Annotated in this window: 22 protein-coding genes; 18 read left to right on the plus strand and 4 right to left on the minus strand. The window is 42.7% G+C overall.

Translation table 11 applies throughout. The features are described from left to right. Positions 1–9: 9 nt before the first annotated feature. Both cyoE and AAGA18_07505 read right to left on the minus strand, forming a co-directional pair. Positions 10–927 carry a heme o synthase gene (gene cyoE, locus AAGA18_07500; protein ID MEM9445184.1) on the minus strand — a complete coding sequence of 306 codons (918 nt, stop codon included), beginning with the start codon at positions 925–927 and terminating at the stop codon, positions 10–12. Then, complete coding sequence (locus AAGA18_07505) at positions 927–1,997, minus strand: COX15/CtaA family protein (GenBank protein MEM9445185.1); 1,071 nt, start codon at positions 1,995–1,997, stop codon at positions 927–929. Before AAGA18_07505 ends, cyoE begins: the two co-directional genes overlap by 1 nt. Before the next feature lie 466 nt (positions 1,998–2,463). On the opposite strand from AAGA18_07505, the gene AAGA18_07510 reads away from it, so the two are divergent. The 18 genes from AAGA18_07510 (at position 2,464) to AAGA18_07595 (ending at position 20,090) form a co-directional block, all read left to right on the plus strand. Beyond that, positions 2,464–3,117: a cytochrome c3 family protein gene (locus AAGA18_07510; GenBank protein MEM9445186.1), complete on the plus strand. Its 654-nt coding sequence runs from the start codon at positions 2,464–2,466 to the stop codon at positions 3,115–3,117. Next, positions 3,105–6,446 carry a TAT-variant-translocated molybdopterin oxidoreductase gene (locus AAGA18_07515; protein ID MEM9445187.1) on the plus strand — a complete coding sequence of 1,114 codons (3,342 nt, stop codon included), beginning with the start codon at positions 3,105–3,107 and terminating at the stop codon, positions 6,444–6,446. Before AAGA18_07510 ends, AAGA18_07515 begins: the two co-directional genes overlap by 13 nt. After that, complete coding sequence (nrfD, locus tag AAGA18_07520; GenBank protein ID MEM9445188.1) at positions 6,446–7,915, plus strand: NrfD/PsrC family molybdoenzyme membrane anchor subunit; 1,470 nt, start codon at positions 6,446–6,448, stop codon at positions 7,913–7,915. Before AAGA18_07515 ends, nrfD begins: the two co-directional genes overlap by 1 nt. Continuing rightward, a complete protein-coding gene (locus tag AAGA18_07525) occupies positions 7,912–8,472 on the plus strand; it encodes a DUF3341 domain-containing protein (protein ID MEM9445189.1) in 561 nt (186 codons plus the stop codon). The genes nrfD and AAGA18_07525 overlap by 4 nt, the downstream gene beginning before the upstream one ends. After that, positions 8,469–9,227, plus strand: coding sequence for a cytochrome c (locus AAGA18_07530; GenBank protein MEM9445190.1), 759 nt, complete (start codon positions 8,469–8,471; stop codon positions 9,225–9,227). The genes AAGA18_07525 and AAGA18_07530 overlap by 4 nt, the downstream gene beginning before the upstream one ends. Positions 9,228–9,238: 11 nt before the next feature. Beyond that, entirely contained in the window at positions 9,239–10,543 is a 1,305-nt protein-coding gene (locus tag AAGA18_07535) for a hypothetical protein (protein ID MEM9445191.1), read from the plus strand. A gap of 10 nt (positions 10,544–10,553) precedes the next feature. After that, a complete protein-coding gene (locus AAGA18_07540; GenBank protein MEM9445192.1) occupies positions 10,554–10,886 on the plus strand; it encodes a hypothetical protein in 333 nt (110 codons plus the stop codon). Further along, a complete protein-coding gene (locus AAGA18_07545) occupies positions 10,883–11,134 on the plus strand; it encodes a cbb3-type cytochrome oxidase assembly protein (protein MEM9445193.1) in 252 nt (83 codons plus the stop codon). Before AAGA18_07540 ends, AAGA18_07545 begins: the two co-directional genes overlap by 4 nt. Further along, entirely contained in the window at positions 11,119–12,597 is a 1,479-nt protein-coding gene (locus AAGA18_07550) for a cbb3-type cytochrome c oxidase subunit I (protein MEM9445194.1), read from the plus strand. The genes AAGA18_07545 and AAGA18_07550 overlap by 16 nt, the downstream gene beginning before the upstream one ends. Before the next feature lie 18 nt (positions 12,598–12,615). After that, the gene (locus AAGA18_07555) at positions 12,616–13,233 is read left to right on the plus strand and encodes a cbb3-type cytochrome c oxidase subunit II (protein ID MEM9445195.1); all 618 of its coding nucleotides are present in this window, start codon (positions 12,616–12,618) and stop codon (positions 13,231–13,233) included. Then, positions 13,226–14,047: a cytochrome c gene (locus AAGA18_07560; protein ID MEM9445196.1), complete on the plus strand. Its 822-nt coding sequence runs from the start codon at positions 13,226–13,228 to the stop codon at positions 14,045–14,047. The genes AAGA18_07555 and AAGA18_07560 overlap by 8 nt, the downstream gene beginning before the upstream one ends. Positions 14,048–14,163: 116 nt before the next feature. Further along, positions 14,164–15,996, plus strand: a complete 1,833-nt coding sequence (locus AAGA18_07565; GenBank protein ID MEM9445197.1) for a cbb3-type cytochrome c oxidase subunit I — start codon at positions 14,164–14,166, stop codon at positions 15,994–15,996. A gap of 26 nt (positions 15,997–16,022) precedes the next feature. Next, positions 16,023–17,153, plus strand: a complete 1,131-nt coding sequence (locus tag AAGA18_07570; GenBank protein MEM9445198.1) for a cytochrome c oxidase subunit 3 — start codon at positions 16,023–16,025, stop codon at positions 17,151–17,153. 9 nt (positions 17,154–17,162) lie between these two features. After that, entirely contained in the window at positions 17,163–17,510 is a 348-nt protein-coding gene (locus AAGA18_07575) for a cytochrome C oxidase subunit IV family protein (protein MEM9445199.1), read from the plus strand. 9 nt (positions 17,511–17,519) lie between these two features. After that, positions 17,520–17,726 carry a hypothetical protein gene (locus AAGA18_07580; GenBank protein ID MEM9445200.1) on the plus strand — a complete coding sequence of 69 codons (207 nt, stop codon included), beginning with the start codon at positions 17,520–17,522 and terminating at the stop codon, positions 17,724–17,726. Between the two features lies 1 nt (position 17,727). Then, positions 17,728–17,973 (plus strand): hypothetical protein, encoded by a 246-nt coding sequence (locus tag AAGA18_07585; protein ID MEM9445201.1) that lies wholly within the window; start codon positions 17,728–17,730, stop codon positions 17,971–17,973. A 3-nt stretch (positions 17,974–17,976) separates the two neighbouring features. Then, positions 17,977–18,741, plus strand: a complete 765-nt coding sequence (locus AAGA18_07590) for a cytochrome c oxidase subunit II (protein ID MEM9445202.1) — start codon at positions 17,977–17,979, stop codon at positions 18,739–18,741. 296 nt (positions 18,742–19,037) lie between these two features. After that, positions 19,038–20,090 (plus strand): glycosyltransferase, encoded by a 1,053-nt coding sequence (locus AAGA18_07595; GenBank protein ID MEM9445203.1) that lies wholly within the window; start codon positions 19,038–19,040, stop codon positions 20,088–20,090. A gap of 17 nt (positions 20,091–20,107) precedes the next feature. Here the strand turns inward: AAGA18_07595 and AAGA18_07600 are convergent, their stop codons facing one another. Then, positions 20,108–20,866, minus strand: a complete 759-nt coding sequence (locus tag AAGA18_07600; protein ID MEM9445204.1) for a tetratricopeptide repeat protein — start codon at positions 20,864–20,866, stop codon at positions 20,108–20,110. Positions 20,867–21,094: 228 nt separating this feature from the next. After that, the gene (locus AAGA18_07605) at positions 21,095–23,296 is read right to left on the minus strand and encodes a serine hydroxymethyltransferase (GenBank protein ID MEM9445205.1); all 2,202 of its coding nucleotides are present in this window, start codon (positions 23,294–23,296) and stop codon (positions 21,095–21,097) included. Positions 23,297–23,398 lie beyond the last annotated feature (102 nt).

Raw genomic sequence — 23,398 nt, forward strand, 5'->3', positions numbered from 1 at the left:
GATAATTGATTATGCTTGGTCAAGGGTCATTAAAGCGAGTAAACAAGGAAGGTAAAGAACTGAAGCCAAGAACAAAGCTCTAGCTCTCGGGTAAGTGCGTTCGTTCATGAACCGGAAGCAAAAGGCTAGGAAAGTAGCTCCAAGAATAAACGCTCCTGAAAAATAAATGAGGTTTGTCATACCTGTAAAGAGGGGTAATAAGGATACGGCAACAAGTGCAATACAGTAAAAGATAGCGTGACGAGCAGTGGTCTCTCCCGTGTTGTCGTCGTTAGACAACATGCGGAACCCCGCATTCACATAGTCCTCACGATAAATCCAACTGATAGATAAAAAGTGCGGTATCTGCCAGAAAAAGAGCACGCCAAATAGTATCCATGCACCGGTGTCCCAAGTGCCCTTAGCGGCTACCCAACCGATAACAGGCGGAAGCGCTCCGGGAATAGCGCCTAAGAGTGTATTGAAGGCGGTATATCTTTTAAGAGGAGTGTAGAGCAAGATATAAGATAGAAGCGTTGCTAAACCAATGACAGCGGAGAGCACGTTTACAGCTGCTAATAAGTAGAAGGTACCTATGACTGAGCTAACTACGCCAAAGGCAAGCGCCTCGCCAGGACGAATATGCTTGGCAGGTAGTGGTCTTTGACAAGTGCGTTTCATCAATGCATCCCACTTGCGCTCCATCCATTGGTTCAAGGCAGATGCTCCGGCAGCGAGCAGCCCAGTTCCAAACAAGGTGTGAAGTAAGTGGACATAGTTAACATTTTCATTAGATGCCAGTAGGAAACCTGCAAGAGTTGTGAGCAAGACAAGAACGGTTAATCGAGCCTTAGTAAGTTCAGAATAAATAGCAAACCTGCTTGGTGTTTCGGTTTCCACACCATTAGACGTATCTAGTTCTTCTAGTGTTACTTGCTTTGTATCCATTACACCACTGATTCAACCATTTTTTTAGATCTTTTGATATCCGGGCCTTGAGCCCTGATGCTTTCTGAAAGCTTGTGATGCTGCCAGATAATGAGATTTATCACAACCCCGAAAGCTAGGATTGTTGCCCCATTGGCCACATGCAAAGTAGCTACTTCTGCAGCTTTTAAAGTCAGGACCGTCGCAATGCCCAAAGCTGCTTGAAAAAAAATCAATCCTCCCCATATGGTAATGGGTTTGCGAAAGGGTCTAAAGCTGGAAGCATGCCTGGTTGCTAGCCATATGTAGCTGCCTATAAATAGGGCAATAATACTATAGGCGACTAGGCGGTGTATGAAATGTAGAAAAATCTGAGCAGTAGAAGTTGGTGGCATATGTAAAATTTCGTTACGAAAATCATTTAGTGTCTCAAGATACCCTGGATCTAGGGGAGGAATCACTTTGCCATAATGAAGAGGAAAATCCGGAATAGAGAGACCTGCGTGCTCATGGCGTAATACGGCGCCTATCATCAGCTGAAGGAAAATGACCAGGGTTAGCCCTAAAGTGAATTTGCTTATATTAAAAGGTAGTGGCTGGATATCCTGCCTCTGTGACTTATTAATCCAATAGCGCGATGTCATGACGGCAATACAAGTAACTAAGCAAAAGAAGCTCTGAGCTAATGCTGCATGAAAAATACCTATTTCTGGCAATACAAGAACCACTCGAAGCCCCCCTAGTAACCCTTGAATAATTACGCTAACTACTGCAATGCAAACCATGATTTTGAGAGACTTCCTCCTTTCTTTAATCATCACCCAATACGCTAGAATAAGTGTGAAGAGGCCAACTGCTGATGCAACAAGTCGGTGAGAATGCTCCCAGAAAACACCTCCAACCATTTTACTGAGTGGGTAAAGAAACATGCTTTCTCCAAAAGTTGTCGGCCAATCCGGGACTGCCATGCCTGCTTCCTTGCTAGTGACTTGTCCCCCCAGACATATAAGAAATAGGGTGGAAATGGCCGTAAAGATGGAGAAGTAATGTAGCCCAGGTCGATACTGTATTTGTGCAATTCTATTATTCATGCCAAATTTATTTATAAGTTTAGAATTACCGAAGTCGGAAGAAATTCAAATGATAGTTCAAACTGTTGCATAAGTTATAAGTGCTGCTTTTGTCTTCAAGTTAAAAATTAATAGATGTTTCGGATTCTTTTGATGTATTTCATTTTGAAAAAGTGTATATCGATTTATCTCAATATTCATCAGGCTTTCAGGATATTTTTAAGTTTTTGCTTTGTCCATGATTAAACTTTAAATGGTATTAAAATCTAATTAGATTTAACTTCATAAAAATAAGTATTACTTATAATATTAAATACGTAAAATCATTCTCTTGCATGAAGTGCAAGCCTTGTTTAGAAATGCCCCATGCTTTGGTGCGATGGTTATCGACCTAAAGTTAGTTTAGTAAAGGTCCGATATTCTCTATGGTTCGAGTTAGATGCCGATAGGTGTATTGAGGGTCTTAATCAAAATTAGAAATATATAGATGGCAAACATATTTCCGCGTTGGACAAATTGGTTAGCTATAAAGGTTGTGATAGCGGTCGTTTGTATCAAGACCACTGTGGTCTTGGGCATAACTTATTACTGTACTCCAAAGTATACGCGTGTTGGTTATATGCCTAATCAGCCCATTCCCTATGATCACTCGCTCCACGTTGGTCAGCTAGGCTTAGATTGCCGTTACTGTCATTTTGGCGTTGAACAGGTTGCGCACTCAAATGTTCCAACCACGCAAACATGCATGAATTGCCACAGCCAAGTAAAGATGAACAGCCCGAAGTTGGCCGCTTTGAGAGAAAGTTGGGAAACGGGGACTCCGGTTGAATGGGTTAAGATTCACAAATCCCCAGATTATGTTTATTTCAACCACGCCGTGCATGTTAATCGAGGAGTCAGTTGTTATAGCTGTCATGGTAAGGTCAATGAGATGCGGGTGGTCTGGCATGAACACTCACAGAGTATGGGATGGTGCTTGGATTGTCACCGTGCTCCGGAAAAGAACCTTCGGCCACTGAATGAGATTTATAACTTAGATTGGCAAGCGGACTCCCAGGAATCGCAAATCGAGCAAGGCTTAAAATATGTTGAAGCTTGGAATGTTAATCCTCCAGTAAGTTGTGCAGGATGTCACAGGTAATGAACGAAGCAAATAGCAGTAACGAGATGACGAAGGCGACAGGTAAGCGTTATTGGCGCGGCCTAGAGGAGTACGCAGAGTCGCCAGAGTTTCATTCATGGTTAGAAAGAGAATTTCCTGCTGGCGCTAATGAATTCTGGGGAGGAGACACATCCCGCCGCAGTTTCTTGAAGCTAATGGGAGCGTCGATGGCGCTAGCAGGCTTGGGTTTATCCGGATGTCGTCGTCCTGAAGCTCATATTGTTCCTTTTACGGAGACACCTGAGTGGATGGTGCCTGGGAAAACCGTTCGTTATGCTACGGCATATCCAGGAAGAAGGGGCGCTTTGCCATTGTTGGTAAGTAGCTATGAAGGTCGTCCTATCAAAATAGATGGGAATCATCTTTACAAACCTACGACAGGTGGAACAACTGGTTTTGCCCAAGCATCTATTCTTGACCTTTACGATCCACACCGGTCTAAAATTTGGAAAAAAGATGGAAAGAAAGTTTCTGCTGAAGACAGGAACCAGATGTGGGATGAGCTGAAAGGCGCCCTAGATAAGCAAGGTGGCAAAGGTGTGGCATTTCTGGTGGACAAAGTGATGTCTCCTACTAGGGATCGATTGAGAGACCAGCTACTGCAGCTCTATCCTCAATTGACCTGGACGGAATACGACCCATTACTCGGCAGAGATGAAGAAAAAGCTAAAAGCTTAGCTTTTGGAGAAAATATTGAGATTCTACCTCATTATGACAAGGCTGATCTTGTTTATTCTTTGGATTGCGACTTCTTGGGAACGGATGAAGGTGGTGTCAGTGCGGTCAAAGCTTTTTCTAAAAAGCGCAAGGTAAGGAAGCCCACAGATAAGATGAGCCGTCTTTACGTTGCTGAGAATCGCTTTACCATGACAGGTGGCGTGGCAGATCACCGACTATGTCTACAAAGGAGCCATATCCCAGGGCTCGTTGTTGAAATAGCGAAAGTCTGTGTCAAGGAGGGCAAGACCTCACCTGCTTTAGAATCGGCGATTGCTTCATCAAAGGCTAAATTACCCGATCATATTGATAAAAAATGGGTAGAGGAATCGGCCAAGGATTTAGTAGCTCACGCTGGAAAAAGTATAGTCAATATTGGCAGCACGCATGCAGCACCGGTTCAGCTATTAGTTTACAGCCTGAATGAAGCACTAGGCAACTTGGGCAAAACAATGACAGTTCGTTTTGCACCAGAGAAGCAAGAGCATACTCAATTTGCTTCGATTGCTGAGATGGCAAAGCAAGTAGATAGTGGAGCGGTAGAGACAGTGGTTATTCTTGGCGGAAACCCTGTATATGACTTGCCTAAAGTGGGGGCGTACAAAGAGCTTTGGAAAAAGGTTAAGAAAATAGTTCGTTGGGGGCTTTTCGATGATGAGACAAGTGCTATTGCCCATTGGCAAATTCCGGCGGCTCATTATCTAGAAAGTTGGGGAGACACTTTGTCACTTGATGGGACTTATCTCTCAATCCAGCCATTGATTTTACCCCTCTATGGGGGAATCTCCCAAATCGAATTTCTGAGTAAACTAATGGGGGTGGTTGAATTACCTATGGAGCTAGTGAAGGAAACATTCCGCAATCGCTTATCCTCGGAGCCAGCAGACGAATATGACTTCAAAGCCCTATGGGAAAGGTTTGTTCATGGAGGGTTTCTTGAAGAGCAGACTCCAAAGAAAGTCATACCTTCTTTACGAATGGGTCGAGTGGCAAAGTATCTATCGCGCAACGGCATCCAACCCGGTGTTGACAAAGATGAACTAGAGTTAGTCTTTGTGCCAAGCTATAGCATGGATGATGGGCGTTACATTGATAATGCCTGGATGCAAGAGGCAGCAGATCCTATTACAAAGTTGACTTGGGATAACGCCATCTTGATCAATCCTAAGACTGCGGATGAATTAGGGCTTGAAAGCAAGATGGTGAGAGGAATACAAACCTCAGATATCGTCAGAGTAAAGGTGGGTGATAAGGTTGTAGAAGGTCCTATTCTCAAGAATCCAGGTCACGCAAGAAATTCAATTACCGTTTCTTTCGGCTACGGTAGAACAAGTACCGGGTTTGTTGGTGAAGATTGTGGCTATGACGCCTACAAGTTATTAGATTATGATTTTCATGGTTTCGCATCGGAAGGTGTCTCCATAGAAAAAGTAGATAAAAAGGAGCAGAAGCTAGCTGTTACCCAAGAACATCACAGCATGGAGGGACGTGCTATTGTTCGTGAAGCTCCGCTCGATTACTATAAAAAGTATCCTGACTTTACAAGTTACCTGGGTGTGGAAGGCCACTCACCAGTTCCGATTGAATCTTTCTATGAGCCACCTCCTCTTACCGATGAACATCAATGGGCAATGGTTATCGATTTAACCAGTTGCACAGGCTGTAATGCCTGTATTGTCGCTTGTCAAAGTGAGAACAACATTCCGGTTGTAGGGCGTGATCAGGTTATGAAGGGTCGGGAGATGCATTGGGTTCGAGTGGATCGTTACTTCAGTGGTTCTGATGAAGATGCTCACGCGATGTTAAATCAGCCTGTGAGTTGCATGCACTGTGAGAATGCTCCTTGTGAAACGGTTTGCCCTGTTAACGCGACAGTTCATAGTGAAGACGGTTTAAATGTCATGGTTTACAACCGTTGTATAGGAACCCGCTATTGCGCAAATAACTGTCCTTACAAAGTCAGGCGCTTCAACTACTTTGACTATAACCAACGCGAGTTAGACAAAATTTATAATCCTCCATTCTCTGAGGTGTGGGGGGCACCATCACCCAAGGGCTCACCGGAGACTGTTAAGATGTCTAAGAATCCTAATGTGACTGTTCGTATGCGAGGCGTGATGGAGAAGTGCACTTACTGTGTGCAACGCTTACAAGAGGCTAAGATAAATGCCAAGGTCAAAGCTCGTGATTCTAAAAATACCAGAATCAAGCGAGATTCTGTTCTGGTGGCCTGCCAACAAGCTTGTCCGGCAGATTGTATTGTCTTTGGTGATAAGAGTGATCCTGGCAGTGCAGTTAGTCAGCATATCAAGTTGGACCATAATTATAGTGTGCTGGGCTATTTGAACGTGAAGCCGAGAACAACCTATCTTGCTCGTTTGAGAAATCCCAACCCGCGTATGCCAGATGCGCATCTTGTTGCTGATGAGTTCCAATATGAGCTTGAAAAGCACGAAAAGCATAAAAAGGCTAAAAAGAAAAAGTACGGGAAATCTCATGACAAAGGTCATGGGTCAGATGACGAACATGCCTATGGTAATTCGCACAAAAAGGATGAAAAACATTCAATTAAGGCAGGAGAATACCATTAATGAATGAGTTAGCTTTTGGGCCTGCAAAAGGCAATATGATGGAGAAACGCTCCTTGGTTGATAACAACCGGAGTTTTCATTGGATCACAGAGCGTGTGTCCGGTATTTGCGAAGCCAAAGCGCCATTGTGGTGGTGGATTTCAATCGTGCCTTGTGGATTAATCGCCACACTTGTGCCTGCCATGTTGATTTACTTGGTGGCGACTGGAGTGGGTATTTGGGGTTTGAATCAGCCGGTGAGTTGGGCCTGGGATATTACTAACTTCGTTTTCTGGATCGGTATCGGTCACGCGGGAACGTTGATTTCTGCGATTCTTTTTTTGACCCGCCAAAAGTGGAGAACTGCTGTGAACCGATCAGCAGAGGCAATGACCATTTTTGCAGTAATCTGTGCAGGTATCTTTCCCGCTTTCCACGTGGGACGTTTCTGGTTGGTTTGGTTCTTGGCTCCTGTTCCTAATGCCAATGCCATTTGGCCAAACTTTAAAAGTCCGCTTCTATGGGATGTCTTTGCGGTTTCAACCTATTTCACCGTTTCATTGATCTTCTGGTATGTAGGATTGATCCCAGATTTAGCAACCTTCCGAGATCGGGCGATTAAGATGGGAAATAAAATCAAGGCTTGGGCTTATGGTTTTTTCTCACTTGGTTGGTGTGGATCTAACCGCCAGTGGAGGCATTATGAAAAAGCTTATCTTATCTTGGCGGGTATCTCGACGCCACTGGTTCTTTCAGTTCATAGTATCGTATCTTTCGACTTTGCTACCTCAGTGATTCCTGGTTGGCATACGACAATTTTCCCGCCTTACTTTGTCGCGGGAGCTATCTTTGGCGGTTTTGCTATGGTGCTAACGCTTTTGATTCCTTTCCGGGCGATATTCAAGTTGCACGATATCATTACCATCAAGCACATCGACAATATGTCCAAGATTGTCGTGCTTACTGGAACGATTGTTGGTTATGCCTATCTCAGTGAGCTATTCATTGCCTGGTATGGGGCAAATCCTTATGAGTGGTGGGCCTTTTTAAATAACAGAGTGGCAGATCCCTATATTTTCGGACCTCTAGCGGGCGTGGATCCAGCACCTTACTGGTGGTCGTATTGGTTGATGATGATTTGTAACGTGATTGCTCCGCAGTTTTTCTGGTTTAAGTATTTCCGCAAGAATGTGTATTGGTGCTGGGCCATTGTATTTTTGGGGCCAAACGTGGGGATGTGGTTTGAACGTTTTGTGATTATTGTTACTTCTATTCACCGAGACTTTTTGCCTGGTGCCTGGGGATACTTCTCACCAAGTTGGGTGGATATTACTTTGTTTGTTGGAACCATAGGATTATTCATGTTCCTCTTTCTCCTCTTTGTTCGTTTTCTACCGATGATCACGATGTTTGAAGTCAAGGCAGTTATGCCCCAGGCTGATCCACATAATGATGTACCTGATGGTGATGGAAAAGGGGATGAGAAATGAAGCGTCGAGCAAAAAATACAGAAATAGTCTATGGCATGGGTGCGCGATTTGCTAGCCCGAAGGCACTTATGGAAGCTGCTGAGAAGGCTCGTGACAAAGGGTTTAGACGTTGGGATGTTCACTCGCCATTTCCCATTCATGGCATGGATGCCGCCATGGGCTTAGGTAATTCAAGAGTTTCCGCTGTGTCTTTGGCAGGGGGTGTTACAGGATTTTTAACAGCTCTGATACTGATATTTTATAGCTCGGGTATCGATTATCCACTTATTGTTCAAGGTAAGCCTTACTTCGCTTTTGAACCTACTTTTCCTATTTTCTTTGAGCTCACTATTCTGCTAACCGCGTTTGGAACTATTGGTGGGATGTTGGTCTTTAACCGTTTACCAGCTTGGTACCACCCAGCTTTCAATTGGGATTTGTTTTCAGAGAGAGTAAACGACGACGGGTTTTTTATTATCATTCAATCTAGGGATCCTTTGTTTGCCGAAAAGGAGACCAAGGAATTTTTAGAGTCTTTAGGGGGGACTGATGTCACTTTGATTAAGGAAGAAGCATGAGATTTTTTTTCGCAGCTTTTATCATTTTAATTTTGTCTGTTGTCATCTTTTTTGGCTTCAGAAGAGATACCTATGAGATTTTTGGACTGGCAACTGAAAGTAAGCCGGGACGCTTTTTCCTAGAACCACCAATTGAGATATTTCCTGATATGGATCATCAGCCTAAGTATAAAGCGCAAACATCCACGGACTTCTTTGCAGATGGCAGAAGTAACCGCAAACCTATTCAAGGCACTCTGTCGTTCGACCAGCCAATTGGCGACGAATATCTTTTAACTGGTCAGATGAAAGGTGACTGGGGAAACGGCTTACCCGTGGAAGTAACCGCAGAGCTACTCGAAAGAGGAAAAGAGCGCTATGTGATTAATTGCCAGGTCTGTCACGGTGCAACCGGCATAGGCAATGGCATTGTCTCACAGTATGGGCTAGGTGGTATTGCAAGTTTGGTCGACGAACGAATTCAACAACAACCAGATGGCCAGATATATTATACAATCGTTAAAGGCAAAGGTCAGATGGGGCCATATTCACATATTGAAGTGAAGGATAGGTGGGCGATCGTAGCTTATATTCGTGCCCTGCAGATTAAAGAAGGTGCCACTGCTGCTTCTATGATGCCCCCCCAGCCAGATTTAGAAGAAGAGAGCATGGAAGAGGAGGCTAGCTCAACACTTGAAGAAGCAGACGCAGTTGATGATATCGCGAAAGTTAAGACTGCATCTAAACAATCAACAACGGAAAGTCTATCACAATAGGAGTTTGATTTATGGGCCATGCAACACATACAGCGCCTGGTGAAGAGAAATTTGATCTGGGAAGGTTTCGCTTACTTCAGTTGGCTTTTGCAACAGGGGCTGGTATTGGCCTCCTAGGAATTTTAATTACTTTGCTGGTCTCGGTATTTATTGCAGATCCTCAAAGGGTATTCCGCCACTTTGCGCATTCTTACTTATTCGCTTACATGGTGGGTTTTACCATTGTATCAGGGAGTCTATTCTGGGTCCTACTTCATCATGCAGTAGATGCCGCTTGGTCGGTTGTGGTGCGTAGAATCCTAGAGCATATGGCCTTACTGTCAGTAGTTCTTTTGTTCCTATTTCTACCGTTGGCCTGGTTTATTTGGGTTCAGCCTTTGTTTTTTGATTGGAGCCTTTTGGAATGGTGGACACTAAAGAAGTACGAAGATCTCATTTATGACTGGAAAGCGGGCTTTTTGGAACATTGGTTTTTCTCTATTAGAGTGGTGTTGTATTTTGCAACCCTTATCGGTTTGGCCTATGTCTTAAGGCATTATTCGATGAAACAAGATAAGGTTGGGGATGAGGACATCAAGTTTGGCGTAGTTAATCAGCATACAAACTTGATCATGCGTAAGATCGCCTATCCTGGCATTGTCTTTTTTGCCTTGGCCTTGACCTTTGCAGCCATCGACTGGCTTATGGCACTAAATCATCACTGGTTCTCAACGATGTGGGGGGTCTATATCTTTGCCGGTTGTGCTCAAAGTTCTATGGCACTTCTCATTATTGTTAGTAACTGTCTTAGGAATGCCGGATATCTAAATGAAGTGTTTACGGTAGAACATAACCACATCATGGGTAAGCTACTCTTCGCTTTCACTGTTTTCTGGGCCTATGTTTCCTTCAGCCAGTACATGCTGATCTACTATGCCAATATTCCTGAAGAGACTATTTTTTATTCGGTTCGTAACTTCGGTAGTTGGAACTATTACAGTGTTTGCCTCGTAATATTCCATTTCATACTACCCTTTCTAGCTCTATTGACGCAACCTGCGAAATGGGATCAACGACGTCTTATGATCATTGCTGGCTTTATCTTATTGATGCATATTCTAGATATTTATTGGGTAGTGCTGCCTCATTTTGATTTTAGAGAAGCACATCATGATGTTAGCCATATGCATGGTTTTGCTCCTCACTTCTTTGATATCTTTAGTTTGTTTGTCATTGTAGGAGTGCTTGGCTTTTTCTTCATGAAGTTTTTAACCAAAGGAGCATTGTTTCCACATAAAGATCCTAGATTATTTGAGTCGGTAACCCTGACAAATTAGAAATGATTAGATGATGACGAAAGATAAGAAATTTCCTGTTCTCGGTGTAGCGGTGCTGGCCAGCTCTGGTTTTGTTTTTATAACGGTGCTTACCCTTGTGGTTATCGATTACCGAAACACAAAAAATCCTAATGTGGAAGATGTTCAAGCGGAAACCCGTTATGAGAATATAGCAAAGTTACAAGAGGAGGATGCTAAAGCAATGGAAGGTATTGATGAGGCTATGATGAAAGCTATCAAAATATTGAAAAATAAGGACGTTGAAGCTGTTCCTATGACGGCTCCTCCAATCCCAACGGCTATTAAATCGCCAGCTTTTAAACAGGAGGGGTCTGGCTTATGATAATCGCATTTTATATTATTTTAATTGGGTCAATGATCTGCTTTGGAGGAAGTGCTATATGCGCATTATATTGGGCAGCCTCTACCGGGCAATTTCGGGACATGACAAAAGGCTCAGAGACAATTTTTGGAGAAGATGAACCAATTGGGGAAATTACGGATTCATTTCCTGGGATAAATGTTCAAGAGGAAATTGCCAGAAAGAAAGAAAAGAAGAATAAAAGATTCTTACCATGGCGAAAGTTATAGATAAAGATTCAAAGGTATCAGAGCCTAATAAAGGGAAGCCTGTAATGACGGATGCTGAGCGCAGAGCAGCGATCGACAAGTCCTGTCGAACACCGGTTCTCCTCTTCATGGGTAGTGCTATCTTTTGGCTATTAGCTGGAACTACATTTGGGTTGTTGGCTTCCTTCAAACTGCATGATCCACAGTTTTTCAACGGCATGTTTGGAGTTGATTTTGGATTTCTAAATTTTGGTCGAGTTAGACCTGCACACTTAAATGCGGTTGCTTATGGCTGGGCTTCTGCAGCAGCCTTAGGGGTGGCTATATGGCTGATGGCTAGACTATGCCACACTCCTTTACGTCTCGGTGGTTTAGTATGCGCAGCAGGTGTCTTTTGGAATATAGGAATGGTAGTTGGAATTGTATCCATTTTAGCAGGTTATAGTACTTCTATTGAATGGTTAGAGTTTCCTGCTTACGCAACACTATTTCTGTTCATTTCATACGCCTTGGTTGCTATCTGGGCGGTAGATATGTTCTTAAGGCGTAAGCCGGGGCATGTTTATGTCTCTCAGTGGTATATTATAGCAGCGCTCTTTTGGTTTCCCTGGTTGTATGGCACAGCAAATATTGCTTTCTTAATTACGCCTGTTGCAGGATCCGCGCAGGGTATCATTAATTGGTGGTATGGACATAACGCTCTAGGCCTTTGGTTCACTCCCATAGGCTTGGCTGCCGCCTATTACTTTATTCCTAAAGTGATAGGTCGCCCTGTCCATAGTTATTATCTCTCAGCAGTTGGTTTTTGGGCCTTAGCCTTATTTTACAGTTGGAATGGCGGACATCATTTGATTGGCGGGCCATTGCCAGCGTGGGTCATTACTGCAAGTATTGTGGCAAGTGTCATGATGGTAATTCCAGTAGTTGTGACTGCAGTAAATCATCATATGACTGTTAAAGGTAATTTTCATATTTTATCATTTAGCCCTACCCTAAGGTTTATTGTTTTCGGAGCGATGTCTTACACTATTGCGAGCTTGCAAGGCAGTTCCATGGCGATTCGTTCTTTAAATGAGATTACTCACTTTACCGATTACACCATAGGCCACGCACACCTTGGGCTCTATGCCTTCTTCACCATGATTATGTTTGGCTCTTTTTATTACATTGTTCCTCGACTGGTTGATTGCGAATGGCGATCGGCAGCATTAATTAAGATTCATTTCTGGTGTTGTGCCTACGGTATTATTTTCATGGTAGGGACCTTAACAATAGGGGGCTTGGTACAAGGTTTTTTACTGGCAGATGCTAATGTCATTTTTGAACGTGTAGTTGACCAGGCATTACCTTATCGAATTGGTCGTTCTCTATCGGGCTTAGCACTTGCTGTAGGGCATATTGCTTTTGCCATTCATTTTGTGCTTATGCTTTTGAATTTGGGACGGAAAACAGGAGGCCCAACCTATTTTAGAAGTAAGTGGTAGTACATTTTTATCAGAAATATGAATCATTTAAGGACATTATTTATTGGATTCTTTTTAACCTTTATCACGAGTTGGGTAGGACTTGTTATCATGCCTTATATTCAGTTGGGACATCTTCCCCCATTTGAAGATGAAGATGAGGGTACAAGTAATCCTCCAGCATTAACGGGTTTAGAAATAACAGGGATGAAAGCTTATGCTGCCAATGGTTGCATTTATTGCCATACTCAGCAAGTGCGTCCATCACATCAAGGTTCCGATATTGCCAGAGGTTGGGGTGGTCGTCGCACAGTGGCTAGGGATTATATCAATCAAAAACCAGTTTTTTTGGGAACCATGCGTACGGGTCCAGATCTTACCAATGTTGGAGTTCGTTTACGTGACAAGCGTTGGCATCATGAACATTTGTATAATCCTCAGAGTAAGGTCAGCTGGTCAACAATGTCGCCTTATAAGTATTTGTATCGAAAACAGAAGATAGAAGGAGATCCTTCTCCAGATGCCTTACTTGAGGTTGGCGAGAAAATTGAGGAAGGGTTCGAAATAATTCCAACTGAGGAGGCGAAAGCCTTAGTGGCCTATCTTCTGTCTTTAAACCGTTCTTATCCACTACCGGAGGCTCCTTTTGATGAGTGATAGAATTAATACACCTTCAAATAAACCTAAAAGCAATGCTCAGAATGGTGCTAAAAAGGATGAGCAGGCATTAGACTATCGTGAAGATCATGGCGTAAAGAGTATCCATGAACCCATTTTGCGTGAAAAGAGAGAACCCGAGGATGGTAATGAACCAATTTCGCTTTGGATTATTACGCTCATAGGAGGATTGCTGTTTTTTGGTGGTCTTTACATGGGGATGTATGGTGGTGGGTTCAATCCTGAGGAGTATGACGAACGGGCTGGTGGGGCTTTTGCTTTCGGTGGCGGGGACGATGCCACCTCTGCAAAGAAGGTGGGATCTGCTACAGGTGCTGGAGACGACCCGATTGCTAAACTGATGAAGAGAGGTAAAAGAATTTATTCTTCGAACTGTGCATCTTGTCACCAGTCTTCGGGATTGGGACAAGCAGGTATCTATCCACCTTTGACCGCTTCTGACTGGGTTATTGGAGACAAAAATCAAAGACTTGTCGGAGTGCTGCTTAAAGGACTTGAAGGACCAATTCATATCAATGGCACCAAACAGTCCTACAGTGGGGTCATGCAGGCTTGGGAGAAAATGTTGAGCGATAGAGATATAGCAGCTGTTCTCACTTTTATTCGAGGCAATTCAGATTGGGAGCATTCGGCAGGCCCAATTTTGCCTGAGGAGGTGGCTAAGATGAGAGAGGAGATGGCTAGCAGAACAAAACCATGGACAGAAGCAGAACTGGAGTCATTGCCAGCTGGGCCCATTATCAATGCGGCCGATGCTGCTGGTGCAGAAGCTGCAAACACTCCTAATGAATAGCTAAAAATTATTATCTAAGAGTTGCTAACTGTTGCTTAACTGACTAAGGTTCAAGAAATTAAAAGGATCGGTTTTAGACTCATAAAAAATATATAAGTGATTGGAGATAGGAACAAATGGGCGTCGTAGCAAAAGCAGAAAAAGATAGTCATGCAGATACGCATCATCATGACTTACCCTTTTGGCAAAAGTATATTTTTTCTACTGATCATAAAACGATTGGCATTCAATACAGTATAACATCACTTCTCTTTTTACTCGTCGGTTTTATCTTAATTGGTCTTATGCGCTGGCAGATTGCCTATCCAGGTGAAGCTATTCCCATTGTTGGAGATTTATTAGAACGCTTTGCGGGCAGAGGAATGGCGCCTGATGGAAAAATGTCACCGGATCTCTACAACGCCTTCGGGGCTATGCATGGTACCATCATGGTCTTTTTAGCTATAGTCCCCTTAGCTTTTGGTGGCTTTGGAAATTACATGGTTCCATTACAAATCGGTGCTCCTGATATGTGCTTCCCTAGACTTAACATGGCAAGCTTTTGGATTCAAGCAGTTGGGGGTGCTGTCATGCTGGCAAGTTTTTTTGTTCCGGGAGGTGCAGCAAAGTCAGGTTGGACCTCGTATTCACCTCTGGCAAATTTAGCCGATAGAACCTATCTAGATATTTGGAATGGCCAGACTATGTGGTTGCTTGGCATGGTCTTTTTAATCACGGCTTCTCTTTTAGGTTCTGTCAATTTTATAGCTACCATTATTCAACTGCGTTGCAAAGGCATGACCTGGATGCGCTTACCGTTCTTCTGCTGGGCGCAATTTATCACAGCCTTTTTGCTGCTTCTGGCTTTTCCTCCATTAGAAGCCGCTGGAATCATGCAGCTGGTGGATCGCGTGTTTGATACCAGCTTCTTTTTGCCTAGCGGCTTGTACGTAGGCGGCGAAGTGCTTGAGATAAGCGGTGGCGGAAGCCCTCTGTTATGGCAACACCTGTTTTGGTTTTTAGCTCATCCTGAAGTTTATGTTTTAATTCTGCCGGCTCTCGGAATCATTGCTGAGATTCTAACTACCAATGCACGCAAGCCAATTTATGGTTACAGATTGATGGTGGTCTCTATCTTTGTCTTGGGCTTCCTATCTTTTATCGTCTGGGCCCACCACATGTATCTCACAGGCATGGGTTCTGCCATTAGTATGTGGTTTCAGACCACTACCATCATTATTTCCATTCCCTCAGTAATTTTAATCAGTTGTTTATTTATTACGCTCTGGGGTGGCTCTATTCGTTTTAATACCGCCATGTGCTTTGCCACTGCCTTCCTGCCAATGTTTGGCATAGGCGGGTTGACGGGAATACCTTTGGCATTCAGCACAATTGATTTATATCTGCATGACACTTATTATGTGATTGGTCACTTCCATTATATTATTGCACCGGGCACTATTTTCGCCTTATTAGCTGGTATATATCATTGGTATCCCAAAGTTACCGGAAGACACATGAACGAGTTCTGGGGTAAAGTGCACTTTTGGCCCTCATTATTGTTTATGAACGGAATCTTTCTGCCTATGTTCTTGCAAGGCATGGCAGGGTTTCACCGTCGTTGGTATGACGGTGGTCAATCTTATGAATTAACCCAACGCGTGATCGAGTGGACTCAAATTTTTGGCTTCAAAGGAATCACCTATATTCAGCTCAATGAAATCATGACTTGGTCAGCGATCGGTCTGTTTATTGCACAGATCCCATTCATCATTAACTTTTTCGCGAGTATCAAAACGGGTAAAAAAGCTGTCGATAATCCTTGGCAATCTACGACGGTTGAGTGGCTTGCCCCTACGCCTCCTGGCCACGGAAACTTTACTTCGGAGCCCATTGTGGATAAAGGCCCTTATGAATATAATGTTCCTGACTCTGAGGAGGAGTTCTCACCACAAGGAAAACTCAGTTAGTGTTTAGCTAAAGGCAGAAAAAATAGATGGACGTTATTCCTTACACAGTTAAGCCAAGACCTGAAACAGGCCTATACAACGCAAAGCTTGGTATTTGGTTGTTCCTGGCTTCGGAGGTGATGCTTTTCGGGGGACTTTTCAGTGCTTATCTATTTTTAAGACTTGGTGCACCGGATGGCACCTGGCCCCACGGGCTTCTGAAAGTTGAGCCAGGTTTGGTTAATACAACCATCTTAATCTTATCTAGTGTAACCGTGGTCATGGCGTGGCTCAGTGTGAAGCTCAACGATTTCGGTAAATTTCGCTTGTATATGGGATTAACCCTGGTGTGTTCATTACTTTTTGTTTGCATCAAATCCTACGAATATAATGGCAAGTTCAATCACTTTGGTCTTTTCCTTAAAGAAGATAAAATCGAAATCACGGGTCACCTCAAGAACAAGAAGGAATATAAAAGCTACCTAAGTGAAAAGAAAACTTTAGACAAAGAAAGCCGACTCCTCAAAATTGAGATTTCCTCGCTTAGTGATAAAAGAGCCTGGGCTGAAAGAAGTGGTTCGTCCAATTTACCTACTTATGATAAAAAGCTAGAAGACCTCAACAAAAAGCTTACTGAAGTTGATGGTAAGCTTGCTTCTTTAAAGATGCCAGATCTGATACTTGCTCCAGACAGGCATCAGCCCTGGCATAAATATATCAATGCGGATGAAAAGTATGCCAAGTACGGGGAAAAATTAAATACTTTCGATTTTGAGGGAATTAAAAAATATCAAGATTATGAGCCTCACCCCGACATGAAAACGGAATTTACGGCTTGGGTTAAAGATAAATTAGGTGTGCTTGAAGAATACCCTCCTCATTCTAAACAACTTATTAAAGTAGATAGCGATGCAGTGTTTCGTTGCTCGATGTTCTATCCGAAATATAATGGTTACTTTGCCATTTATTTTACTATGACTGGGTTGCACGCAATTCATGTCATAGGTGGAGCCATTGTCATGGCATATTTTTGGCTGCCTATGCCAGGGGGTAGGGGCTCGAGACTCTTTTTCAAAGATAGACAACATTTTGCAAACCGTATAGAGGTTGCAGGATTATTTTGGCACTTTGTAGATCTTGTTTGGATATTTCTATTCCCTATCATGTATTTATTCTAGGAGTATTGTATGGCAGAAAAAGGCACAGTAGCAGAACATAATGAAGCTCATGAGAGAGAGCATCTTCTCCATCACATGAAGATTTATAGAAATGTTCTTTATGGTTTATTGGTTGGAACATTTTTAACAGTTGCTGCTTATTGGTGGCTTGATATTGGTGGAAAAGGTATAGGGGCCTGGGATATCGCATTGGGTTTGCTCATTGCTTCGGCCAAAGCGTCTTTAGTTTTATTGTTCTTTATGCATTTAAATAACGAGAAACGACTTGTCTATATCGTGCTCGTTTTCGCTGTCATTTTCGTTATCGGCCTGTTTGTCCTCTCATTAGGAGCTTATTATAATAAAATAGAGTATTAGTAATTCGATATGTCGTTAAAATGGTTTCATATAGTTTTTGTTACAATAACAACTCTTGCCTCCTTATTGCTAAGCGCTTGGAGTGGCAGTGTTTATAATTCTACAGGCGAGCAAGTTTATTTAATAGGGGCGGCAGCTGGCGTAATATTTGCCCTGGTATGTGTGGTGTATGGTTTTGCTTTTTACAAAAAAATTGAAAAGGTTAATATAGATTAAGATGACTATCTCTTCAAAGATCCCAGCACTTGTTTTATTGCTGATGCTTTCATTTGGTGCTGCTAATAAGCTACAAGCTTGTACTGTGTGCTTTGGAGACAAAAATGATCATATTGTTCAATCAATCAGCTTAGCGATTTTTTTGATGGTGTGCATTATTGGTTTTGTTTTGGGGGCTTTAACTATTGGCGGAATTATTTTGGCTAAACGCGAGCAAAAGTTTACTCAGGAAGCATTAGGAGATTGAGTCATGTTAGCAATCATTAATAAGTTTTTAGGGATGCCGGAAAATGCTGCAGCACATGGGTTCCAAGTTGACCATATGCTGGAGTTTTGCCATTGGTTCATGTTGTTGTTGTTTCTTGGATGGAGTGCTTTTTTCGTTGTAACATTGTTTAAGTTTAATAGGTGGAAGAACCCTAAGGCCTCTTATCACGGAGTGAAGAATAAGGTTTCAACTCACTTAGAAATTTCAGTTGTATTAATTGAGGCGGTGTTGCTGTTGGGTTTTGCATTGCCCTTATGGGCCGATCGAGTGGACGAGTTTCCTGACGAAAAAGAAGCCATAGTTGTTCATGCTATAGGAGAACAGTTTGGATGGAATTATGTTTACCCGGGTCAAGATGGTATTTTTGGAAAACGGGACGAAGCGTTGATCTCATCTGACAATCCAGTAGGGCTCGATAGAAATGATGAGTTTGCAAAAGATGATATTTTAGCCAAAACGGAAATGCATTTACCTGTGAATCAGAAAGCAATCATTCGTATTTCATCTAAGGATGTCATTCATAATTTTGCGGTTAAAGCGATGCGCAGCGCCCAAGATGCTATTCCCGGTATAGAAGTTCCTATGTGGTTTACACCGATTCGAACAGGAGAATTCGAAATTGTATGCGGTCAGTTGTGTGGTACCGGTCACTACAGTATGAAAGGCTGGTTGATGGTGGAAGAGTCTGAGGACTATCAATCATGGCTCAAGGAAACAGCTCTTCGTTCTGGTGCGGTTTGGGAATAATCCTTAGCATAAAAATTCAACCTCGCTTGGCTGAAAATACTTAATCTCTCTAGATGAGGTTACTTGAAATCTTTATATCTACTTTATTGCCACCAGTGGCAGTTGCTATCAGAGGAGTCGACTCTGACTTATTGATTATCTATGGAGCTTTGGCCCCTGGTAGTTAACGGTATTTGTGCTCAGGTTCGACCAACATCTAACCTGAGTTTGATACTTATGACTTGAGATTACTTTCTTGATTGAGCACTCTGGATGATTCAATGGGTAAACGTGTGCTATATGTTTATTATGGTAAAATGAACCATAATGGTCTGGATTTAGAGGTTGATCATGAGTTATTTGCTCTTGTTAAAGCGGGTTACGAAGTGGATTTATTTACTCGCGGCAAAGTGGATATGGAGGGTGTTAAATCTTCGAGACCGCTTATTAATTGGTCACGCCTATATAGTAATTTTTCTTCTAAGCTCTATTACAATAAGATACAGCATTTTTTTGATTGGGCAGCTAGCCGGAGGCTTAAGCCTGGTCTGTATGATGTAGTTGTCGGCTGGAGTGGATGTGCCAAAAAAACTTTTACTCAAGCTAAATCTTTAGGAATTCCTACAGTCTTGAATGCCGAAATTCATCATGTCGACCATAATCGCGTTTTACATGATATGGGCTTAGATTGTAGACGGAGACGAGAAGAATACGGTGTAGCCGATAGAATCGTGGTGCATTCAGCTTTTTGCAAAAAAACCTTTACTGATAAGGGAGTCGAAGATGAAAGTATTTATGTTGCACACCGCGGAGTAGATCTGGAAAAATTTTCTTGCTTATCAAGGGAGAATAATCAGGTATTTCGAGTTGTTTTCTTTGGTCGTTTATGCGAACGCAAAGGTATACGGCAGGCAATTAGTGCTTGGAAATTGGCAAACTTGGACCATGCAGAATTTTGGATGATCGGTGCGATTGATAGTTCAGTTAAGGAGGATGTGGAAAGTGAGCTTTCTGATCGTGTTAAATATATTCCATTTACATCAACTCCAGAGCAGTATTTAGTGCAATGCGACATTAATCTCATGCCTACGGAGTCTGAGGGTTTGGCCAAGAGCTTGGTAGAGGCTGCCGCCTGTGGACTGGTTACTATTACAACTGAGGAGAGTGGTTTTGATCTTGGTGAAGAGAATGGTGTTTTTCATGTAGAGCGTGACAACATCCACAGAACAGCGGAGTTGATGAAACATTTTTACCAAGAGCGCTCTCTCTGCAAGAGTTTAGGTCTATGCGCTCGGAATAGTGTAGAGAAGAGTTTTACTTGGGAGCAGTTTCACCAGCGCTTTGCTCAGATAGTTGAAGAATCTTTCTAGAAGTGCGCTCAAAAAATTTATTGGTTGTTGTCTTCTTGTTTCTCTTTGTCTTCGTCCTCTTCCTCATCTAGAGGTAGTAAATCTTCAAGCTTAGTAAGAACTGGAGCCTCAATGGGTTCTGCATGAAAGGATTGGCTGCTCATTGATTTAAGCTTGTCACCGGAAATAATTGGTTTAGCAACATTTTGATCTGTTTTGACCCAGCCTAACTCAAGGAAAGAATCTACAAAGGTCAGGATTTGATCATTTGGATAGATGTTATTTGCAGTGCTGATCAATTCATTAGCTTTATCAGGATTTTCCTTATTAAAAGCGATCGCAGCATGGGCAAAGTAGTACAAGGGACTTACCGGGCTTGGTTGCAGAGTGCTAAGGGCCTGATCTACTTCTTGCTGTTGCTCAGACAAAATATTACACAGAAAAATCTTAAAGAGAGCTAGCTCATTGTTGGGCTCTTTTTTCATGAAATTTCTAAAATGCTTGATAGCGTTGCTATAATATTTGTCTAAAAAGTAAGTTTCCCCGATATTAAAATGAGTAAATGCGTCATCGGGATCAAGTTCGCCTGCTTGACTAAAATCTTTTCGAGCTTCAGCAAATTTGTCTAAGTCAACATAAATAGCGGCGCGAAGTTTATAGCTAAAAGCGTCTGAGGGTTTTAGGGTAATCAGTTCATTTGCAGAACGCAGAGCTTCTGTAAATTTAGCTTTAGTGTAGAGCTGAATCGTTTTCTGTCTGATTTCCTGGAAAGCTTCATCTTGCGCGTATAGAGACAAGACGCATATTATCAAAAAGTTTATAACAAATAACGAAACCCTACCTATCATATCAAGACCACTACAAGTTATAAAAGTGAGTGGAACTTTGCAAGTCCTTCGTAGAGCAGAAGCTTACAGTATATATCAGCGGCTTAATAGCATCATTCCGTTCTAACCTATGACAACGTGAGGTATTCCAAGTGTCTAAAAAGGCTACTAATTAATACGATGAAGTAAGCTAGTTCATTAATAAGGCAGAGGATATTTGCTGGTAAATTCGATGACTTCCTGTTGAATGTCCGCAAGTTTGTTGGGGTCATTGCGGTTTTCGATACCAGAATGAATCCAGTTTGCGATATCAAACATCTCATCTTCTTTCATGCCACGTGTGGTGACAGCAGGTGTGCCAAGTCTTATACCACCAGATTTGAAAGGGGATTGAGTATCAAATGGAATAGCGTTTTTGTTTACTGTGATACCTGCTAGATCAAGAGCTTCTTGGACTTCTTTACCTGTCAGACCTTTTTCTTGTAAATCGATGAGCATCACGTGATTCTCTGTCGTGTCAGAGACGATTCGGTAGCCATTTTTTTTCATGCCCTCAGAGAGTGCTTTTGCATTGCGAACGACTTGCTTTTGGTAGCTTTTGAACTGAGGTTGAAGAGCCTCAAGGTAGCAGACTGCTTTGGCTGCTATCACATGCATAAGTGGACCTCCTTGCGATCCCGGAAATATCAAAGAATCAATGGCCTTTGCATGGTCTGCCTTGCACATGATCATTCCACCTCTGGGTCCTCTAAGAGTTTTGTGTGTTGTGGTTGTGACGAAATCTGCTAAGCCTACTGGCGAAGGGTGAACACCTGCTGCAACAAGACCAGAAATATGAGCAATATCCGCAAAAAGGTAAGCTCCTATGCTTTTTGCAATCTCTGCCATTTTATCAAAATGTATAGTGCGAGAATAAGCAGATGCTCCAACAGTGATCATCTTAGGTTGAAATTCTTTAGCTGTGATAGCCAACTGCTCGTAGTCGATACACTCGTTTTTTTGCGAGACTCCGTAATGGAGCACATCATACAGCTTACCGGAAAAATTCATCTTGTGGCCATGTGTGAGGTGACCACCGTGAGCCAAATCCATGGTCAAGATCTTATCCCCAGGCTCAAGTACTGAGAAATAGACTGCCATATTTGCTTGGGAGCCGGAGTGGGGCTGCACATTTACATGATCTGCCGCAAACAGTTCTTTGGCCCGTTCTATGGCAATTTCCTCTACCTTATCGACTTCTTCGCATCCGCCATACCAGCGTTTGCCGGGATACCCTTCAGCATATTTATTGGTCAGGCAAGAACCTTGTGCCTCCATGACGGCGCGTGATGTAAAGTTTTCAGAGGCGATGAGCTCGATGTTTGAAAATTGACGCTTCTTTTCTTTTTCGATAACGCTGAAGATGTCATAATCTGTCTCACTAAGTGAGGCAGTTGTTGAGGATGGCATGATCGTCTTGGGTGTTTCCATTATGGTTTGGTCCTTATCTAAGTCTTTGTGTTCAATCCAGTTACTTAAAATCTTTTTAGCTTGTTCAGGGCTTATTTTATCTGCCACTAAACATAGAATATTCGCATCATTATGCTTCGGGCTCAAGTGGACTGTTGAAAAATCTTCAGGTTTTTCAATCGTCAGGGTCCGAATGTGAGGATGAGTTGCTTGACAGGGAGAGATCTGGTTTTGCGAGCTAATGAGAATGCCTAGATCCGCTTTGCCCTCTTGGATATACTGCGCCACCTTATTGGCTTGTGGAGTCATGTCAAAGCTAGGTTCAGTGCTTCCACTCTCCTCTGCATGCGGCCCGAAATCTATAAGATCATATTGGTCTGCTTCTAAAAACGTGCAGATCAAATCCTTAAAGGGTTGGACAGTTCTCGCTGAGGCCAAAGCAATTCTTTTGGAGGATTTCTGCTCAGTTGATGGAATTCCCTCCACGGGAGTTGTAGTGACGTCTTGGATAGTTATTAGAAAGTGTTTAAGGGCTTCAAAAATTTGATTTCTACAAATGCGGTAAACAGCTTCTGGACCTCCTATGGGATCTGAGACTTCACGTTGCTCAGGTGCGAGGTTAGGAGTAAACTCTCGAATTAAAAAAGTCTTCTCAGTCGCTTGAGGATAATACATGAGTAATGTATCGAGGTGTCCGTAGGTCATGACGAGAATATAGTCAGAGGATGCTATCAGTTCGTCAGAAATGGGCTGGCTACGTTGCTCAGAGATATCAATATCCATCTCATTCATGACCACTTGGGCATTGCGACTGGGCATTTGTCCAGCCATCGCTCCCATACCGGCAGAGTCAATTTGGATATGAGGCGTATACCGGGTCATTTCCCGGAACAACCCCTCCGCCATAGGGCTACGACAAACATTTCCAGTACATACAAAAAGAATACGCATTGATTAGTGAAGTTTAGTGAGTTTTAATATAACATACTTACGACGGTTCCTAGCAAAACTAATTAATTAGAGAACTTTGGCGTTTTTGCAATGACACTATTT

The organism is Verrucomicrobiota bacterium (assembly GCA_039192515.1).
GTDB lineage: Bacteria > Verrucomicrobiota > Verrucomicrobiia > Methylacidiphilales > JBCCWR01 > JBCCWR01.

Excerpts from the sequence above, each read along its gene's own strand:
- cyoE (MEM9445184.1), bottom strand. The coding sequence starts at position 927 with ATGGATACAAAGCAAGTAACACTAGAAGAACTAGATACGTCTAATGGT.
- AAGA18_07505 (MEM9445185.1), bottom strand. The coding sequence starts at position 1,997 with ATGAATAATAGAATTGCACAAATACAGTATCGACCTGGGCTACATTAC.
- AAGA18_07510 (MEM9445186.1), top strand. The coding sequence starts at position 2,464 with ATGGCAAACATATTTCCGCGTTGGACAAATTGGTTAGCTATAAAGGTT.
- AAGA18_07515 (MEM9445187.1), top strand. The coding sequence starts at position 3,105 with ATGTCACAGGTAATGAACGAAGCAAATAGCAGTAACGAGATGACGAAG.
- nrfD (MEM9445188.1), top strand. The coding sequence starts at position 6,446 with ATGAATGAGTTAGCTTTTGGGCCTGCAAAAGGCAATATGATGGAGAAA.
- AAGA18_07525 (MEM9445189.1), top strand. The coding sequence starts at position 7,912 with ATGAAGCGTCGAGCAAAAAATACAGAAATAGTCTATGGCATGGGTGCG.
- AAGA18_07530 (MEM9445190.1), top strand. The coding sequence starts at position 8,469 with ATGAGATTTTTTTTCGCAGCTTTTATCATTTTAATTTTGTCTGTTGTC.
- AAGA18_07535 (MEM9445191.1), top strand. The coding sequence starts at position 9,239 with ATGGGCCATGCAACACATACAGCGCCTGGTGAAGAGAAATTTGATCTG.
- AAGA18_07540 (MEM9445192.1), top strand. The coding sequence starts at position 10,554 with ATGATGACGAAAGATAAGAAATTTCCTGTTCTCGGTGTAGCGGTGCTG.
- AAGA18_07545 (MEM9445193.1), top strand. The coding sequence starts at position 10,883 with ATGATAATCGCATTTTATATTATTTTAATTGGGTCAATGATCTGCTTT.
- AAGA18_07550 (MEM9445194.1), top strand. The coding sequence starts at position 11,119 with ATGGCGAAAGTTATAGATAAAGATTCAAAGGTATCAGAGCCTAATAAA.
- AAGA18_07555 (MEM9445195.1), top strand. The coding sequence starts at position 12,616 with ATGAATCATTTAAGGACATTATTTATTGGATTCTTTTTAACCTTTATC.
- AAGA18_07560 (MEM9445196.1), top strand. The coding sequence starts at position 13,226 with ATGAGTGATAGAATTAATACACCTTCAAATAAACCTAAAAGCAATGCT.
- AAGA18_07565 (MEM9445197.1), top strand. The coding sequence starts at position 14,164 with ATGGGCGTCGTAGCAAAAGCAGAAAAAGATAGTCATGCAGATACGCAT.
- AAGA18_07570 (MEM9445198.1), top strand. The coding sequence starts at position 16,023 with ATGGACGTTATTCCTTACACAGTTAAGCCAAGACCTGAAACAGGCCTA.
- AAGA18_07575 (MEM9445199.1), top strand. The coding sequence starts at position 17,163 with ATGGCAGAAAAAGGCACAGTAGCAGAACATAATGAAGCTCATGAGAGA.
- AAGA18_07580 (MEM9445200.1), top strand. The coding sequence starts at position 17,520 with ATGTCGTTAAAATGGTTTCATATAGTTTTTGTTACAATAACAACTCTT.
- AAGA18_07585 (MEM9445201.1), top strand. The coding sequence starts at position 17,728 with ATGACTATCTCTTCAAAGATCCCAGCACTTGTTTTATTGCTGATGCTT.
- AAGA18_07590 (MEM9445202.1), top strand. The coding sequence starts at position 17,977 with ATGTTAGCAATCATTAATAAGTTTTTAGGGATGCCGGAAAATGCTGCA.
- AAGA18_07595 (MEM9445203.1), top strand. The coding sequence starts at position 19,038 with ATGAACCATAATGGTCTGGATTTAGAGGTTGATCATGAGTTATTTGCT.
- AAGA18_07605 (MEM9445205.1), bottom strand. The coding sequence starts at position 23,296 with ATGCGTATTCTTTTTGTATGTACTGGAAATGTTTGTCGTAGCCCTATG.